The sequence below is a fragment of the Streptomyces sp. NPDC057900 genome, from assembly GCF_042887885.1.
Lineage (GTDB): Bacteria > Actinomycetota > Actinomycetes > Streptomycetales > Streptomycetaceae > Streptomyces.
Genome location: NZ_JBHVOI010000004.1, coordinates 279829 through 296898, shown reverse-complemented (window position 1 = coordinate 296898; position 17070 = coordinate 279829). Strand labels below are relative to the sequence as shown.

At 71.4% G+C, this 17070-nt stretch carries 12 protein-coding genes; all 12 read right to left on the bottom strand.

Annotation, left to right across the window (positions count from 1 at the left end):
• Positions 1-167: 167 nt before the first annotated feature.
• Positions 168-875: a 2-hydroxychromene-2-carboxylate isomerase gene (locus ACFVQ0_RS18865; protein WP_390089356.1), complete on the bottom strand. Its 708-nt coding sequence runs from the start codon at positions 873-875 to the stop codon at positions 168-170.
• A 72-nt stretch (positions 876-947) separates the two neighbouring features.
• Entirely contained in the window at positions 948-1694 is a 747-nt protein-coding gene (gene fabG / locus ACFVQ0_RS18860; protein ID WP_390089354.1) for a 3-oxoacyl-[acyl-carrier-protein] reductase, read from the bottom strand.
• Between the two features lie 2 nt (positions 1695-1696).
• Positions 1697-2815: a beta-ketoacyl synthase N-terminal-like domain-containing protein gene (locus ACFVQ0_RS18855; RefSeq protein ID WP_390089352.1), complete on the bottom strand. Its 1119-nt coding sequence runs from the start codon at positions 2813-2815 to the stop codon at positions 1697-1699.
• Positions 2815-4047, bottom strand: a complete 1233-nt coding sequence (locus tag ACFVQ0_RS18850) for a beta-ketoacyl-[acyl-carrier-protein] synthase family protein (RefSeq protein ID WP_390089351.1) — start codon at positions 4045-4047, stop codon at positions 2815-2817. The genes ACFVQ0_RS18855 and ACFVQ0_RS18850 overlap by 1 nt, the downstream gene beginning before the upstream one ends.
• Positions 4048-4103: 56 nt before the next feature.
• Entirely contained in the window at positions 4104-4364 is a 261-nt protein-coding gene (locus ACFVQ0_RS18845; RefSeq protein ID WP_390089349.1) for an acyl carrier protein, read from the bottom strand.
• 54 nt (positions 4365-4418) lie between these two features.
• Positions 4419-5408, bottom strand: coding sequence for a LysR family transcriptional regulator (locus ACFVQ0_RS18840; RefSeq protein WP_390089347.1), 990 nt, complete (start codon positions 5406-5408; stop codon positions 4419-4421).
• Between the two features lie 118 nt (positions 5409-5526).
• Positions 5527-6243 (bottom strand): BTAD domain-containing putative transcriptional regulator, encoded by a 717-nt coding sequence (locus ACFVQ0_RS18835; protein ID WP_390089345.1) that lies wholly within the window; start codon positions 6241-6243, stop codon positions 5527-5529.
• 296 nt (positions 6244-6539) lie between these two features.
• Complete coding sequence (locus tag ACFVQ0_RS18830; protein ID WP_390089806.1) at positions 6540-8480, bottom strand: MMPL family transporter; 1941 nt, start codon at positions 8478-8480, stop codon at positions 6540-6542.
• Between the two features lie 496 nt (positions 8481-8976).
• A complete protein-coding gene (locus ACFVQ0_RS18825; RefSeq protein WP_390089343.1) occupies positions 8977-11229 on the bottom strand; it encodes a pyridoxal-phosphate dependent enzyme in 2253 nt (750 codons plus the stop codon).
• Between the two features lie 21 nt (positions 11230-11250).
• Positions 11251-12183 carry a kinase gene (locus ACFVQ0_RS18820; RefSeq protein ID WP_390089341.1) on the bottom strand — a complete coding sequence of 311 codons (933 nt, stop codon included), beginning with the start codon at positions 12181-12183 and terminating at the stop codon, positions 11251-11253.
• Positions 12180-13715, bottom strand: a complete 1536-nt coding sequence (locus ACFVQ0_RS18815) for an argininosuccinate lyase (protein WP_390089339.1) — start codon at positions 13713-13715, stop codon at positions 12180-12182. The genes ACFVQ0_RS18820 and ACFVQ0_RS18815 overlap by 4 nt, the downstream gene beginning before the upstream one ends.
• Positions 13716-13723: 8 nt before the next feature.
• Positions 13724-17011, bottom strand: coding sequence for an amino acid adenylation domain-containing protein (locus ACFVQ0_RS18810; protein ID WP_390089337.1), 3288 nt, complete (start codon positions 17009-17011; stop codon positions 13724-13726).
• Positions 17012-17070: the final 59 nt, after the last annotated feature.

Genomic DNA, 17070 nt, shown 5'->3' with positions numbered 1-17070 from the left:
GCGGCCGTCAGCGTGTGAGCACCCGCTCGACGTCCACAGGCGTGGGGCCGCGCACACGTGCCGCTGCCCCCCTTGCCGGCCGTTCGAGTCGGTAGGGGCAGCGTCATGTTTCATGGTGTCCGGGCGCGCTGACAGCGCACTGACGGCCCGCCCGGACGGCGGCCGGGTCAGCCGCAGCCGCCCGCGTGGCCGTCGTCGGCGGAGCGGCCGATGCCCACGGCGCCGGCCGACGCGACGGGCGCCGGCGCCTCGGCAGGCGCCTTGTCCCGCAGGTGTTCCACGAAGGCGTCCAGGCGGTCCAGGCCCCAGTAGCGGTTGAAGCCGCGGACGAAGAAGGGCACCCCGAAGACCCCGTCCTTGCAGACGTCCATCAGGATGTCCGCGCCCTGTTCGCGCAGGAGCGGATCGGCCTCGGCCCGGGAGACCTTCTCCGGATCGAGGCCCAGTGCGGAGGCGATGTCCGCGATGGTCGCCGGATCACAGATGTTCCGGCCCTCGCCGAACCTGGCCCGGTAGACCGCGGCGATGTAGTCCTGGCCTCGGCCCTCCCGCGCGGCCACCAGGTATCCCAGGTGCGGGACTTCCCAGACCGGTTTCTTGTCCACCGGCCAGTTGACGGTGATGCCGCGCGCCTTGGTGATCCGGCCGATGTCCTGGAGCACGTACATGTTCTTCGCCCGCGACATCTCCGAGTACGGGAACTGGCCGCCGCGCTCCTGGAGCAGCCGCCCGCTCTCCTCGTCCGGTTCGAAGAACGGCACCCACTCCAGCCGCTCGACCAGTTCCGGGTGGCGGCTCGTCAGTTCGCGGTGGGCGAGCCACGAGTAGGGGCTGCGCAGTGAGAAGTAGAACCGAGGCGTCTTGTTTCTGGGCATGCTGCCCTTCCCCTTCGAATCGCTGGGTACCGCCGGACAGGCCTCGGGGCCTGTCCGGGGGGCCGTCCACGCTCAGACGACGAGTCCGCCGTCGACACCGAGCACCTGGCCGGTGATGTAGGAGGCCCGGTCGGAGACCAGGAAGGACGCCAGGTCGGCCACCTCTTCCGGGCGGCCGAAGCGGCCGAGCGGGATGCGCTCGGTCATCTTGCCGATGTGGTCCTCCGCGAGACCGGAGAGCATGTCCGTCTCGATGAACCCCGGGGCCACGGCGTTGGCACGCACCCCGTAGCGGCCGGCCTCCTTGGCCAGGGCCTTGGTGAAACCGATGATCCCGGCCTTGGAGGCCGAGTAGTTGGTCTGGGTCGCGTTGCCGTAGACGCCCGCGACGGACGACATGGTCACCACGCTGCCCGCCCGGCGCTTCATCATCGAGAAGACGGCGGCCTTGCACAGGTGGTACGTAGCGTCCAGGTTGGTGCGCAGGACCGCGTCCCAGTCCTTGTCGGACAGCATCACCAGCGGGTTGTCCCGGACGATTCCGGCGCAGGAGACCACCGCGTGCAGCGGGCCGATCTCCTTCTCCGTGGCCCGGACGAAGTCCCGTACCGCTTTCGGATCCGCGACGTCGGTGCGGGCGGTGAACACCGCCGCGCCTTCCTTGCGCGCCTCTTCCGCGGTCCGCTCCGCGGCGTCCTCGTCGGACCGGTAGCAGAACGCCACGTCGAAGCCGTCCCTGGCGAGCCGGGTGACCACGTGGCGCCCGATGCCCCGGGAGCCCCCGGTCACCAGGGCGACCCTGCGGGCGGTTGTCTCCACGATCAGTTCTCCTCGTCCCCGGGGGCCGCCAGCAGCGCGCACCCGACTGTTCCGTCCCGGTCGACCGCCGTGACCAGCGCGAGCGCTCCGGGAGTGGTCTCTTCGTCCTCGATCGCCGTCAGCAGCGCCGCGAGCTGGAGGCTCGACGCCGCCGCCGAGGTGTCGCCCAGCAGGGCCCGGCTGCCCAGCCACCGGGGCCGGACCCGGCCCAGCACGTCCTCGACCGCCAGCTCCTCGACGCCCGCGAGGACCCCGCCGGTCTCCACCGGGGCCACCAGCTCGATGTCCTCGGCCCGGCCGCCCACCTGTTTCAGGGCGTCGCGCACGCACTCGGCCAGGGCCTCCCTGGCCTCGCCCGGAGCGCCGAAGGCGCGGAAGCGGGTGGTGAGGAACCGGGCCCGGACGCGTCGCCCGGCGTCGCGCGCGTCCTCGGCGGTCTCCAGCAGGAAGACCGCGCCGCCCTCGCCGAGCGGGGTCTCCCGGTCGTCCCCGTCCCGGCCGTGCCATTCGAGCCAGGCCCGCTGCACGGAGTACTCCTCCGCGGCCCCGCACAGGATCCGGGCGCAGTGTCCGCCCCGGTGCAGCCGGGCGGCGTAGCTCAGCGCGGTCAGGCCGGTCAGCCGGCCGCCCGCGATCGTGGTGTTGGGGCCCTTGATGCGGTGCCAGATCGCGCTCTGCCCGGCGGCCCGGTTCATCACCGTGTTGGGGAAGCGGGCCGGGTCGACGTGGTAGGGCCGCTCGGCGGTGAGCGAGTCCCGGGTGAAGTCCATGATGCTCTGGACGCTGCCCGAGCCGGTGCCGAGCACCAGCCCGGTCTCCTCGGGCCGGTCCGTCAGCCCCGCTCCCCCTTCCGCCAGCAGGCCCGCGTCCGCGAGCAGCTGCCCGACGGCGGTCACCGCGATGGCGGTGACCCGGTCCATGCTGCGGGTGCCCTTCTTGCCCAGGTGCGCGGCGGCGCTGAAGTCCGGTATCAGCGCGCCCTGTCGGAACGGTCCGGGGTAGGCGTCCAGGTCGAGACCGGCGACGGCGGTGCGGCCGGCCCGTATCCCCTCGGCGAACGGGTCCGCGCCCACCCCGAACGGGGACACGGCGGACCAGGTGGAGAAGACCAGCGCGGACATCAGGAAGCCTCCCGGTGCCGTCCCAGAACCAGCACGGCGTTGTTGCCCGCGAAAGCGAGCGCGTTGTTCTGCACCACGGACAGATCTGCCTGGCGCGCTTCGTTGGGGACGCAGTCGAGTCCGCAGTCCGGGTCGGTCTCCCTGTGGTTGATCGTGGGCGGGATGAACCCCTCCGCTATGGCCAGCGCGCAGGCGGCGGAGCCCAGGGCGCTCGCCGCGCCCATGCTGTGCCCGACCATCGACTTGACGGAGACGGTGGGGGGCGGCACGTCGAACACCTGCCGGATGGCGCCGGTCTCCGTCACGTCGTTCGCCTTGGTGCCGGTGCCGTGGGCCGAGATGAAGTCGACGTCCTGGGCGGTGATTCCGGCGTTGCGGTGCGCCAGTGTCATGCACCGGGCGAGGCTGTCCCGGTCCGGTGCGACGGGGTGGTGGGCATCGCAGTTGAGCCCGTAACCCAGGACCTCGGCGTAGATGCGGGCACCGCGGGCCCGCGCGGACTCCAGGCTCTCCATCATCAGGATCCCGGCGCCCTCTCCGGTGAGGATGCCCTTGCGGTCCCGGTCGAAGGGCTGGCAGACCTCGGGCGCGATGGTGCCGAGCCGGTAGAAGCCCGCGAACGTCTTACGGCAGACCGCGTCGGCTCCGCCGCAGAGCGCCACCTCGACGTCACCCGAGCGGATGGCGTCGTACCCGCTGCCGATCGCGTAGTTGCCGGCGGCGCAGGCGGTGGGGATGGTCAGCGTCTCGACGTCGACCAGCCCGAGCTCCCGGGCGATGCCGGAGGACAGCCGGCTGGCGTGCGCCCTGCGCACGATCCCCCGGGTGAGCTGCTCCGGGCCCCGGTCGAGCTGCTCACCGGCCAGCACGTCGAGGTCGCGGGACTCCGCGTCGGTCGTACCGACCGACACCAGTGCTCGTCGGGCCCGGAGCTCCTGCGGACTGATCCCGGCGTCGGCGACCGCCATACCGGCCGCCGCCACCGCGAACTGGGTGGCCCGGCCGAGTTCCTCGGGATCGACGGTGCGGATCCAGTCCTCGGGCCGGAAGTCGGTGACCTCGCACCCCTGGGAGTGCGCGAACCCGGTCGTGTCGAAGGCCGTGATGGGCTTGGCCCCGCTGCGGCCCTCGCGCAGGCCGTCCAGGAACTCCTCGACTCCGAGCCCGATACTGGTGACCAGGCCCAGCCCGGTGATCACCACCTGGCGTGGCCGCTGATCGTTGTCGTACACCTTGTACTCCAATCCTCCACGCCCGGCCGGGATGCAACCGGGCCGGACAGCGGCGGCTACTTGGCGGCCACGGCCTCGTCGACGACGGCGACCACGGCGTCGAGGTTGGTCATGCGGGCGAGTTCGCTCTGATCGATGTCGACGCCGAAGGCGCGTTCGAGGGAGGAGAGGATTTCGATGGCACCCATGGAGTCGGCCTCGTGGTCCTCCTTGAACCGACTGGTGTCGGTCATCTCGGCGGGCTCGATCTCCAGGATGTCGCAGATGATGTCTTTGATCTGGGCGCGGCGCTCGGCGCTCGTGGCTGCAGTAGTCATGCGCTCGATGCTGAGGTATCCGCCTGACAACCGGCTGACTGCGAGCTGACGGCCCTACCGCGAGACGGACCGCTGCCGGGACCTCCGCGGCAGGTAGTGCCCCACTTCGCGGAACTGTTCGGGGTGATCCACCATCCACGCCCAGTAGCTCGGAATGGTGCTCGCGTACACGCAGTAGTAACGGCGCACGCTCTCCAGCAGTCTGTGCAGGACCGTCCGGCTGATCGCCTCGCTGCGCCACGCCAGCAGCAGTTCACAGGTGTGGGCGTTGGCGACCGGTACCAGTTCCACGTCCTTGGTGGCGCCGGTGGGAATGGTCAGCGCGGCCATTCCGGCGTCCCGGACCCAGCTCATCGCCTCGTGGTGCCCGCCCACGCGGTGCGCCGAGGCGGAGGTGTCGCCGGCCAGCGCGGCGAACGCCTCCTCCTCGATGCCCTGGAACCAGTGCCCCCGTGCATAGCGGACCCAGCTCAGGGACCTGACCTGCTCGGCGTCGACCGGCTCCGGGCCCGATATCCGGTGGCCGATCGGCAGCGCGAGCCACACCGGCTCGTTCACCACGACAGCCGTGCTGAGCGGCACCAGTCCGGCCTCGTTCACCGGACCGGTCCGCACCCTGGGCACCAGGGCCAGGTTGAGCCGCCCCTCCCTGAGCGCGTCCATGGCATCGGCCGGGTCCACCGTCTCGGTCCGTACGTCAACGGCGGGCAGCGAAGCCGTGATCGCCTCGCGCAGGGCGGGCGGAGTCCACTCGACGTTCCCGATGAGCAGGGTGTCGGTGGTCGCCGCGGTCGCCTCGGCGAGCAGGGCGTCACCGGACCGGGCGAGGTCGATGAACATCGGCATCAGCCGCTCGCCGAGCGGCGTGGGCACCACGCCGAGGTGCGAACGGGCGAAGATCTCGCCGCCCAGTTGCCTTTCTATGCGCCTGAGTTGGTTGGACAGGGCAGGTTGCGGAAGGTCGAGTCGGGCAGCTGCCTTGGATATGCTCCGGGCGGTTGCGATGGCGATTACCAGTCGGGCATGCCGCAACTCGACGTCCATCGCAGACTTGGCTCCTCGGCTCGCAACCCAGATCCCAGAGCGAGGCACCGACACCGGATTCTTCCGGCAGGCCCCCGCCTTTTCGATCCTAGGCTCGATCGGCGGGCAGGCCAGTTGCTCACACAGTCTGTGTCAGGAAGCGCCGCGGGCGCCCGAGGATATCGTCCTGTTTCAGGATGGCCTGGTAGATCTCGTGCAACGAGCGCCCCGGCTCCAGGCCGAGATCGTCGGCGAGACGGCGGCGGGTGCCGTGGAAGACCTCCAGCGCCTCGGTCTGCCGGCCCTCGCGGTAGAGGGCGAGCATCAGCAGCTCGCTGAGCCGTTCCCGGCCCGGATGTTCGGCCGCCAGGTGCCGCAGCTCCGGGACCGACACCCGTTCCACGCCGACCGCCAGCTTCGCGGTGATGAGGTCCTCGTACGCGGTGAGCCGGCGCTCGTCCAGCTGCGCGGCCTCCATCCGGCACCTGAACCCCTCGGCGAGATCCAGCAGGGCCATGCCGCGCCACATGCCGAGGCCCTCCTCCAGCACCTCGACCGCTCGCGGCGCGTCGGTCGCGACGAGCGCCGCGCCCTGCTCCGCCAGCACCCGGAACCGGTGGGCGTCCACCGCCTCCGCGGGAATGTCGAGGGCATAGCCGCCGCTGACGGTACGGATCACATCGCTGCCCTGCCTTCCCGTGATGGAGGCCAGCAGCTTCCGCAGCCGGGTGACGTTCGCCTGAAGGGCGTTCTTGGAATTGGCGATCCGTTCGTTGCCCCACAGCTCGTCCACGAGCTGGTCGAACGGTACGGGCTGGCCGGGAGAGAGGGCGAGAAGCGCGAGTACGACGCTCATCCGCTTCGAGGCGACCCCCCAGCGCTGGAACCCCTGGGTCAATGTGAGTGAACCGAGTATGTGTATCTCCACCGTTTCTTACCCCCGTCTTTCGTGCCTGGATCCAAAGCCTGGCCTGCCGGGGGCAACGCTGGGAAATACCATCTGCCGGCTCCTCCCATACCGGCACGCGTATGGCCCGAGCGGTGGCCGGTGTCCCGAACGCCTGCTGGGCCACTCGTGGCGAGCGGCCCAGCAGGCTGCCCTCCCGGGGGTGGAGGGCCGATCGGAGAGCTGCCGAAGCCGGCAGCTGTGGTCTAGAACCGCCCGGTTTCCTGGGCCTGGCGGAGTTCGGGCACGACCGGCTCCGCGGGTCCGGCGGATCCGGCAGTCTGCGTCAGGGCCCGGTGAATGCTGCGGGAGGGCCACCAGCTCGCCTTGCCCAGCAGGGTCAGGGCCGAGGGCAGGATCATGATGCGCACGATGAAGGCGTCCAGCAGGACCGCCACCGCGAGGCTGAATCCCATCTGCTTCATCTCGACGAGGTTGAGGAAGATGAAGCTGGAGAAGACGGTGACCATGACGACCGCGGCGCTGGTCACCACCCCCGCGGAGCTGCCGATGCCCTCCAGTACCGCCGTACGGGTATCGACTCCGCGCAGCGCCGCCTCCCGGATCCGGCTGACCACGAAGACCTGGTAGTCCATGGACAGTCCGAAGAGGATGACGAAGAGGAACAGCGGCACCCGGGACCCGACGGCGCCGGTGGCGTTGAAGTCCAGTAGTCCCTGCGCCCAGTTGCCCTGGAAGACCACGACCAGCAGACCGAAGGCCGCGGCGGCGGACAGCAGGTTCAGTACGACACCGAGCAGGCCGATCACGACCGAGCGGAACGCCGCGACCGTCACCAGGAACGTCACCAGCAGCAGGAACCCGACGATGAGCGGGAGCTTGGAGTTCTGGTGGTCGAGGTAGTCGACGTCGCGGGCGATGTCACCGGTGACATACGCCTCGGTGCCGGCCACCTTGCCGACCGTCGCGGGCAGGTAGTCGTCACGGATGTGGTCGAGCGAGTCCAGCGCCTGGGAGGAGCTGGGCTTGAACGGCACGGACAGCGTCAGACTGCTGATGAGGCCGTCGTCGGAGGTACGCACCGCGGCGTCCGCGTCCTTGGCGAACAGCGGGTCGGCCTGGGCGCGCTTGCGGAGGTCCGCCAGCGCCTGCGCTGTCTGCGGCTCGTGGGACTTGTCCGAACGCACCACGACCTGGTGCTGGACCAGCTTCTCCGGGAAGGCCGACATCAGCCTGTCGTAGGTCCGCACCGCCGGGATGTCGCGGGAGAAGGTGTCCTTGCCCAGCACGCTCAGATTGAGGCCGAGCGCGGGTGCGGCCAGGCCGAGCATCACCAGCGTGGAGACCACCAGGGTGATCACCGGGTGCTGGGTCGCGGGCCGCAGGATCGTCTGCCACACCTTGCTGGTCCCGCCGTGGTCGCGGTTCCGTTTGCCCTTCTCCGCGCGGCGGGCGGCCCGGTGTTCCGAGCGCGCCCCGAGCTTGGCCAGCAGCGCGGGCAGCACGGTCAGCGAGCTGGCCATGGCCACGAGGACCACGACGATGGTGCCGGTGGCCAGCGACGAGAAGATGACGTCGGCCGCCAGGTAGAGGGTCGCGGTGGAGACGATCACCGCGAGGCCGGAGACCACGATGGCCCGGCCTGCGGTCTCGGCCGCGAGCTGGACAATGGCCTGTGAACCGAGCCTGCCGCCCGCGCGGGCCCGTTCCTCACGGTCCCGCTTCAGGTAGAAGAGCGAGTAGTCGACGCCGACGGCCATACCGATCAGCAGGATGATGTTGTTGCCGACACCGGCGTCCGGGAGGACGTGCGACGCCAGGGCGGACAGGCCCATCGCCGCGGCGATCGAGGACATCGCCAGCAGCACGGGGACACCGGCCGCGATCACCGAGGCGAAGGCGATCATCAGGGTGATGATCGTGACCGGCAGGGTGAGCATCTCCGAGAAGAGGAGGTCGTCACCGCGCTGCTTGTCCAGGCCCTTGCTCATGGAGGGCCCGCCGGTCTCCGCGACCCGCAGCTCCGGGTGGCTCTTCTGGACCTCGGCGGTCTGTGCGACGAGCGGGTCGACGCTCTTGCGGGCGGCGAGCTCCTCGCCCTTCATGACCACCTCGACCAGGAGCACCTTGCCGTTCTTCGAGACGACCGGCTTCTCCACCCGGTCGACCTCCGGCAGCTTCCCCATCCGCGTCGTCACGTCGGCGGCGGCCGCCCGGGCCGCCGCCAGGTCCAGCGGACGGGACGGGGAGTCGATGACGATCTGCTCGACCGGCCGGCGCTCCAGGCCGCCCTCGGTGGCCAGCGCCTCGGCCTGCCCGGCCTTGCCGACCCGGTAGTCCTCCGTGGTGGCGCTGTTGGTGCCGACGACGGCTGCGGCGCCCAGGCACAGCACAACGAAGACGAACCATCCCACGATGGCCCGCCAGGGGTGAGCCGCGCTCCAGCTCGCGATCCTGACAGTGGTCGATTTCTTCTTCACTGGTTGCAACCCCCTACTTGCGTAACACTGTGCTGATACCTGTCAGCGATATATTACATGCGAAAGTCGGGTCGTCAATCGGGATGCTCAGGGAAACGCCTTGCGCTGACGGGGAGTTGGGCGACATCCGGCCACTCGGCACGAAGGCCCCCGCCCTCCTCGATCCGGGGACGGGGGCCTTCGCCGACACGCTGCGGTGCCCTCAGCGGCCGCGTAGCTCAAATCTGATCAGCGCGGCGGCCCGGTCCAGGGCCTCGACGACCGCCGCCCGGCTCTCCCCGACCGCGACGATGTGTCCGGCGCGCCCGTAGGCGTCCGTGGGCGGGGCCACCGCGGTGCCGGCGGCGGCGACCGTCACCCGTTCGACCCCCGCGACGGCACGGGCCTCCGCCAGGCCGTCGACGCGTTCCAGCACCCCGGCCTCCGGCGGCAGGAGGAACTGGATGCCCGCGTACCGTTCGAAGCCCCCGGGGAGCGTCGGGACGCCCCCGCTGGCATAGCGCACCTGGGCCGTGAGCAGGTCCACCCCGGTGGCCAGGCGGTAGAGCTCGGGGATCAGACCGCCCGCGAGCCTCGGGTTGATCTCGACCACCGCGCCGCCGGACGCGGTGACCTTGACCTCGGTGTGGGTCGGGCCCCGGCCCAGGCCCGTGGCGGTCAGCGCGTCCCGCACGGTCCGCTCCAGCCGGCCCGCCACATCGGCCGGCAGATCGGCCGGAACGATGTGCCGGGACTCCACGAAGTTCGGCGCGCCGGTCACGGTCTTCTCCGTGATGCCGACCAGCCGCTGGTCGCCGTCGAGCCCGAACATCTCCACGCTGTACTCAGGGGCGTCGAGATACTCCTCGACCAGGGCCCGGCCCGCCGTGGCCTGTCCGCGCCCGTTGGTCCGTACCGCCACGATCTCCTCGGCCAGGGCGGCCGCCTCCGCCGGGGAGTCACAGCGCCGCACCCGTGTCGAGCCGGAGTCGTCGACCGGCTTGACCACACAGGGCGTACCGATCCGGTCCGCCGCCGCGGCTGCGGCCCGCCCGTCCCCGACCACCTCGAAGGCGGGCTGACCGACGCCGGCCCGTGCGAGGGTGCGGCGCAGCTCGCCCTTGTCCCGGCAGCCGGCTATCGCCGCCTCGCTCTCCGCGGGCAGGCCCACCGCGGTGGCCAGCGCGGCGGCGCTCACCAGATAGAACTCGCTGGTGGTGGAGACCCCGGCGACGCACCCGGGCTCGAACGCCTTGGTCACCGCCCGAATCAGCGCCTCCGTGTCGTTGGTGGCGCAGTCCACGACCGTGGCACCGGTCTCCTCAAGACCGGCGTACCGGCTGGGGTCCGCCGTCGCGAGCACCGCCTCGTATCCGGCCTCCGCCGCGATCCGCAGCGCCAGCATGCCGGTTCCGGTGGTGTTGGACTCCACGAAGACGAACGCCGGGCGCGGGGCGTCGGCGCGGTTGCGGCGGAACGACCAGCTGTGCACCTCGGTGCCGTCCAGGACCTGGCGCGGCACCGTGGCGAGCGGCAGCCGCTCCAGGTCCTGCTCGGCCCAGTGCTCGTCGCTGTGCACCGTGTCCGTGTAGCGGTCCCCCCGGTCCGGGAAGATGCCCACGATGCTCGTCCCGGGGGCGGCCCGGTCCGCCATCGCGCCCAGCACCCGGTAGACCGAACCGGAGGTGTTCCCGGCGAACAGCTTCTCCTCCCGGGCCAGGTCCCGGGTCGCGCCGAACGCCTCGTGGTCGTTGAGCCAGTGCACCTCGTCGAGCAGGTCCTGGTCGAGGTTCTTCGGGTGCAGGCTGTTGCCCAGGCCGCTCTGCAGCCGCTTGGGCCGGTCGGGCTGGCCGAACAGCACACTGCCGACGCAGTCCACCCCGACCACGTACAGCTCGGGAAAGGTCTCGCGCAGCACCCGCGAGGTACCGCACAGCGAACCGCCGCTGCCCACCGCTCCGACCACCACGTCCACGGTGTCCAGATCGGCGAGGAGTTCGCCGGCCAAGTACCGGTAGGCGGCCGGGTTCTGCGGATTCTCGTACTGCTTGGGCCAGAACGTACCGGGGAGCCGGTCCATGATCTCCCGCAGCCGGGTCAGCCTGGCGCCCTGCCAGCCCTGGGTGTCCATGGCCGTGACCACGTGCACCTCACAACCCAGCGCCTTCAGCTTCGCCAGCGTCGTCCGGTCGATCCGCGGGTCGGTGACGATGTGCACGGGGTGGCCGAGCGCGGTGCCCACCAGGGCGACCCCGAGGGCCATCGTGCCGGAGGAGCTCTCCACGATCGGGGCGCCCGGCGCCAGCACACCGCTCCTGCGCGCCTCGGTGATGATCTGCTTGGCCACCCTGTCCTTCATCGCGAACAGGTTGTTCATCTCCAGCTTGGCGTAGACGGCGACATCCCGTTCGGCTCCCAGCCGCAGACGTACCAGCGGCGTGTTGCCGATGGCGTCGATCACGTTCCGACTCAGCATGTGCGCTCTCTCTTCCCATCGTCATCGGTCGAAGCTCAAGGTCCGGTAGACCGCCACGTTCCCGGCGAGTTCCGAGCAGGCGCTGGCGGCGTCCACCAGCCGCTGGGGGTAGGCGGGATCGGCCTTGTCCAGCAGCACGCCCAGGCTCGTCCCGCTGTGGCCGACCACCACTCCGAGGCCGCCGACCTGCCCGCAGATGTCGATCAGGGACGACAACATCCTTTTCGGGCGCAGCACTTGGTTCATCAGGGCGCTGCGCGTGGTCACCGCGCCCACCTCGGCGAGATCCCCACCCGCCACCGCCGTCGTCATCCGCGCCAGCAGCCGCGCGTACTCCTGCCGGTCCGCGGCGGAGAACGGCTTGGGGATCCGGTTGAAGGCGACCGTGTCGATCTCGCCGCCCTCGTCGACGCCCACCACGCTCATCGGCGGCAGCGGGCCCAGCTTGGAGTGCAACGCCACCCGCCGGTGGTAGAAGGCCACGATGCCGGGGTAGAGCACGCCGTCGGTGGGCTCGATACGGGCGAGCAGTGTCTCTATCCGCCGCGGCGGCATCGGTTCCCCCAGCGCGTTGGCGACCGCACGCGCCGTGGCCACCAGGTCGGCGGAGGAACTGGCCAGTCCCTTCCCCTCCGGCAGGGTGCTCTCGACCGTCAGCACACCGCCCATCGGTGTCGCGGAGGACCGGACGATCATCTCCGCGAGGCGGAGCGCCTTGCGCTTGTGCGGGGGCTGCACCCGCAGCTCGTCCTCGCCGGGCATGCCGTGGAACGTGGCGCGGGCCCAGCGGGCGATCGGCAGGGTGACCAGGAAGTCGCTGTCCTCCTCGGGCAGTACGCCCTGGAGCAGCTCTCCGAACGTGCCGAACGCGGTGCTCACCCCGGTCACCGCCGCGTTCGCGGTCTCGTGGCGCTCCGTGCCGGGCTGCCGCAGTGTTCCTTCGGGGACCCTCAACTCCGCCGCCCTTCCGGCCCGTCCAGCAGCCGGTCCAGGCCGGCGGCCGCCTCCTCGATGCCCTTGCGACGGGTCTGCCAGCGCTCGGCCGCCTCGTCGAACGCGGACGACTGCTCGGCGAGCAGGGCCCGTACGGCGTCCGGATGGGTCGAGCCGTCGGAGGACTTGGCGGTGAGCCCGCCCGGCACACTCATCGCCTCTGTGAGCAGTGCGACGGCTTCGCCGGTCCGGTGTCCCTCCTCCGCCAGCAGGGCTTCCAGCAGCCCGCCGTCCGGCTCCGCGGGCGGCAGGCCGGCCTCGACGGCGCGCACGATGTAGCGGCCGGCCACGACCTGGGCGGTGCGCCAGGGCACCGCGGCCCGCAGCGTCAGCAGGTTGGCGAGGGTGAAGCCGCCCAGGTACTCGGCGGCGCAGGCGTCGCGCATCCGGTCCTCCCGGAACTCCAGGTTCTCCAGCACCGCGCCGAACAGCCGCAGCACGGACCCGAGTGCGTCGAAGGCCGCCGGAACCCCCGAGTTGGCCTCCTTGGAGACCTCCACGGAGTTGCTGTACGGGGTGTTCCGCTGGCCGGTGGAGATGTCCGTGTAGGCGGCGCTCAGGTGCGCCGTGCGGGCCCGGACGCGTTCCAGTACGGGGAAGTTCTTCTTCTGCGGCATGGCGGAGGAGATGCCCGACCACTGGTCCGGCAGGTCGATGAAGCCGTATCCGGCGCCGCCCCAGGTCATCAGGTCGGTGACGAACCGGCTGAGCGCGACACCCAGCAGCGAGAACTCCGCGCACGCCTCCAGCGCCCAGTCGCGTTGCGCCACCGCCCGCAGCGCGTGGGTCCGTACGTGGCTGAATCCCAGCAGACCCGCCATGCGTGACCGGTCCCAGGGAAGCTCCTGTCCGGCCATGGCCCCCGCGCCCATCGGCGAGGCGTCGGCGGTCCGGTGGACCGCTTCCATCCGCTCCAGGGTGTGCAGCACCTGGTCGCACAGCCCGGCGAAGTAGAACCCGGGGCTGATCACCTGGGCCGGCTGCATATGGGTGTAGCCGGGCATCGCCAGGTCGACGCCGCGGGAGGCCAGTCGATGGGCGGTGCGGCCGAAGGCGACCAGTGCCTCCGCGCTGTCCAGCAGCCGGCCCCGGCCGTACATCAGCTGGGCTGTGGCCTGCAGGTCGTTGCGGCTGCGGTCCACGTGCCAGGCGGGCGGCACCTCGGCCAGCCGCCGGGAGACATAGCGCTCCAGGGTGAAGGCGATGTCGCTCATGCTCTCCCCGGCCTCCTCCGCGACAGCGTCCGGGGTGACCTGGTCGAGCAGGGTGGCGACGGCTCCGAGCTGGGCGCCGTCGAGCAGTCCGAGCCGTCGGTACTCCAGCAGCAGCACCTTCTCCAGCTGGATGTACCCGGGCAGCAGGGCCTCGATCTCGAAGCGGAGCTGTGGTTCGAGCACCTCGTCGCGCAGCAGCGCGTCCGGGCCGGACGCGATCCGCCCGGTCAGCCCGCCTGCGTCGCCGGAGCGGGGCGCCGGCACATCGTCGTTTGGCATGCTTTTCCTCACGGGAACGAAGGGGCGGGCCGCGACAGCGCAGCGGTCACGGCCTCGGCGGCATCGGCCGCCCTGGTACGAAGGAAGTGCGCTCCGGGGGCGGGCAGTTCACACAGCTCCACCGTGTCGGAGAGGTACCGCCAGTCCGCCACGTGGTCGCGCCGCGCAGCGCCCGGCGGGCCGGGGTCCTCGGCGGGGACGACGACATCGATGCCCGTCGCGATCCGGTGGTCCGCGGGCCGCTGCCCGGCAGCGAGCAGGAATTCCCCCGCGGAGCGGATGTCGTGCCGGTAGGCGGGGCCCAGCAGCCGGGCCCGCTCCGGCTTGAGGCCGTCGAACTCGACGTAGGCGCCCTCCCGGAGAAGGGTCTCCGTGACCTCCTTGTCGCTCATCGCGCGGGCCCGGTCCATTCGCTCCCGCAGCCCTGCGGGACCGCCCGGCAGGCCGCCGCCGACCAGGACCCGGCGCGGCGCCAACGGGCCGCCCTCCAGCAGCCGGGCCAGGGCCAGGGCGGGCGCCGCCCCCTCCCCCTGCCCCCACAGCAGCAACGGCGCGGCGCGCAGCCGTCCCAGCTCGTGCGCCACCCGCCGCGCCACTTCATCCACTTCCACCAGGGTCCGCGGGCCGGGTACGAAGTCGTGGCCGGGCAGCTCGACACCGTGCACGTCGATGCCGCGCGGAGCCAGCTCCCGGGCGAGCCCGAGGAAGTTGACCGCGTTGCCGCCCGCGCCCGGGAAGCAGACCAGCACCCCCGCGGGCGCCGCGCGCCCGGCGGGTGCCGTCGCCAGCGGCCGCAGCAGGGTGCGGACGGGGTGCGGTCCGGCGTCGATGGCGGCGGCCAGTTCGGACAGCACGGGGTGGGCGATGATCTGGGACAGCGAGACGAGCCGGTCCAGCTTGACGACGAGCCAGGCCGCCGAGAGCGAGGTGCCGCCGAGCGCGAAGAAGTCGTCCGCCCGTCCGATGCCCTGGAGCGGGGCGTTCAGCGCCTCGGCCCAGGCCACCGCAAGTCGCTGCTCGGTGAAGGTCGTGGGGGCCACCGTGGGCCCCTCGGCGTGTCCGAGTGTGTCGGCCAGCCCGACGAGCGCCTTGCGGTCCACCTTGCCGCTCTCGGTGAGGGGCAGCGCTTCCAGCCAGTGGTAGTACGCCGGGATCATGTACTCCGGCAGGTCACCGGCCAGGGCCTCGCACACGCTGTGGTCGTCCAACCGCTCGGTGCCGACGAGGAAGGCCGCCAGGGTCTTGTGCCGGCCGTTGCCCGTCGTGGCGACGACCGCGGCGTCCTTCACCCCGTCCACCGCGAGCAGCCGGTTGTCGATCTCCCCCGTCTCGATCCGGAAGCCCCGGATCTTGACCTGCTGGTCGCGGCGGCCGAGGAACTGGAGCCGGCCCCCGGGCAGCCAGCGCCCGAAGTCGCCTGTCCGATACATCCGTTGACCCGGCCGGAACGGGTCGGGCACAAAGGCCTCCCGGGTCCGTTCGGGGTCGTTGGCGTAGCCTCGGCCGACCGCCACACCGGAGAAGACGATCTCTCCGGTGGCGCCGAGCGGTGCCAGCCGGCCCTGCTCGTCCAGCACGTATCCACGCACGTTGCGCCGCATGCGTCCGAGGGTGACGAACCCCCGGTCCGGGGCGCGGTCCAGGATCTCGTGCATGGTGTCGTCGCTGAGCTCGGTCGCGCCGTAGGCGTTGACCAGCGTGATGTCCGGCCGGCACGCGAACCACCTGCGCACCGGTTCGAGCTTCAGTTCCTCGCCGGTCACCGAGACCACGCGCAGCGCGCCCAGGTCGCGGGGGTGCCGCTCCAGCGCGCTGATCAGCGCGTCGAAGTAGGAGGGGACGAGTTGTACGACGCCGACCCCGGAACCGGCCAGTTCCGCCACGAAGCGGTCCACGTCGAGCAGCACCTCGGTGTCCACGATGCGGGTGCTGCCGCCGGTCAGCAGCGGTGCGATCAGCTGCCACAGCGAGATGTCGAGGGACTGGACCGCCGTCTGGGCCACCGTCTCCCGCGCGCCGATGTCCAGGTCCTCCACCTTCATCAGGAGGTGGTTCAGCAGCCCCGCGTGCTCGCACATCACACCCTTGGGCGTGCCGGTGGAGCCCGAGGTGAAGTAGATGTACGCGAGCTGCTCCGGCGCCAGGGCCAGGCCCGGGTTGCCGGCGGTGTCCGCCCCCGCCGCACCGGCCGCGTCCCCGTCGCACAGGGCCGCGGCGTCCAGCGTGCGGCGCGCGCTCCCGCCGGGGGCGGCGGCGTCCGGATGCTCACCGGTACCCAGCACGAACCGGCAGTCGGCCGTGTCGAGTTGGGCGGCGATCCGGGCCGCCGGGAAGTCCGGCTGCACGGGCAGGTAGCAGCCGCCCGCCTTGAGCACGCCGAGGGTGGCCGCCGCCCACTCCAGGCCGCGCTCCATGACGACGGCCACCACGTCCTCCGCGTCGAGTCCGTCCGACAGCAGCGCGTGGGCGATCCGGTTGGCGCACGCGTTGAGCGTGCCGTAGGTCCACGACCGGCCCCGGTGCGAGGCGGCGACCGCGTCCGGGTGCTGCCGTACCCGTGCCTCGAACCGCTCGACGAACAGCCGTCCGTCCCAGGGCTCGTCCGCACCCGCCACCGCTTCCAGCTGGTAGCGCCGCTCGTCCTCGGAGAGCAGCTCCCCTTCGCTCACCGGGGCGTCCGGATCCGCGGCCAGCAGTTCCAGGGCCCGGACGTGGTAGCCGGTGATCCTGGTCAGGTGTTCGCCGGTCATCACGTCGGAACGGGACCCGGCCCGGATCGTGACGCGGCCCGCGCGGACGCCGATGCCCACCCACAGCGCCGAGGTCTCCCGGTACGGTGCCGAGTCGGCAGAGGACAGGTCCAGCACGCACTCGTACGGGGGTCCGGCCGCGCCGCCCGGACCTTCGGTCCACTGGTTCGGCCGCTCGATCCGGGCCATAAGTTCGCGCCAGCTGCCGTCGAGCACCCCGTTCGCGGTCACGGTGTGCGGGGCGGTCGTGGCGCCGTCGGAGGGCACGAACGCGGTGCGCAGCCCCTGCTGGGACGTGAGCGCGGAGACCACTATCAGGTGGGCCGCCAGGAACACGCTGTCCAACGAGGCGGTATCGCCCCCGGCGGCCGCGCGGAGGCCGTCCGTCAGCCCCGGCGGCAGGACGGTCTCCGCCGTCACCGGCGTCACCGCCGTACCGGGCTCCGCCCATCTCGGAACGGGGACGGTCGTACCCGCACCGTCGTCGCCAGAGGTCTGCTCGCCTGCCAATTCGGCCATGACCGTGCGGCCCGGAATCTTCGACACGTGATCGCCAACCTACGGAGGGAAAGTACTGTCCGGTATCCAGCGTGACCATGCTGTCG

What these genes read in the sequence shown, in the direction of transcription:
- ACFVQ0_RS18815 (WP_390089339.1), bottom strand. Translation starts at nt 13,715, where the DNA reads ATGCCAAACGACGATGTGCCGGCGCCCCGCTCCGGCGACGCAGGCGGG.
- ACFVQ0_RS18830 (WP_390089806.1), bottom strand. Translation starts at nt 8,480, where the DNA reads ATGGGGAAGCTGCCGGAGGTCGACCGGGTGGAGAAGCCGGTCGTCTCG.
- ACFVQ0_RS18825 (WP_390089343.1), bottom strand. Translation starts at nt 11,229, where the DNA reads ATGCTGAGTCGGAACGTGATCGACGCCATCGGCAACACGCCGCTGGTA.
- ACFVQ0_RS18840 (WP_390089347.1), bottom strand. Translation starts at nt 5,408, where the DNA reads ATGGACGTCGAGTTGCGGCATGCCCGACTGGTAATCGCCATCGCAACC.
- ACFVQ0_RS18835 (WP_390089345.1), bottom strand. Translation starts at nt 6,243, where the DNA reads ATGAGCGTCGTACTCGCGCTTCTCGCCCTCTCTCCCGGCCAGCCCGTA.
- ACFVQ0_RS18845 (WP_390089349.1), bottom strand. Translation starts at nt 4,364, where the DNA reads ATGACTACTGCAGCCACGAGCGCCGAGCGCCGCGCCCAGATCAAAGAC.
- ACFVQ0_RS18855 (WP_390089352.1), bottom strand. Translation starts at nt 2,815, where the DNA reads ATGTCCGCGCTGGTCTTCTCCACCTGGTCCGCCGTGTCCCCGTTCGGG.
- ACFVQ0_RS18865 (WP_390089356.1), bottom strand. Translation starts at nt 875, where the DNA reads ATGCCCAGAAACAAGACGCCTCGGTTCTACTTCTCACTGCGCAGCCCC.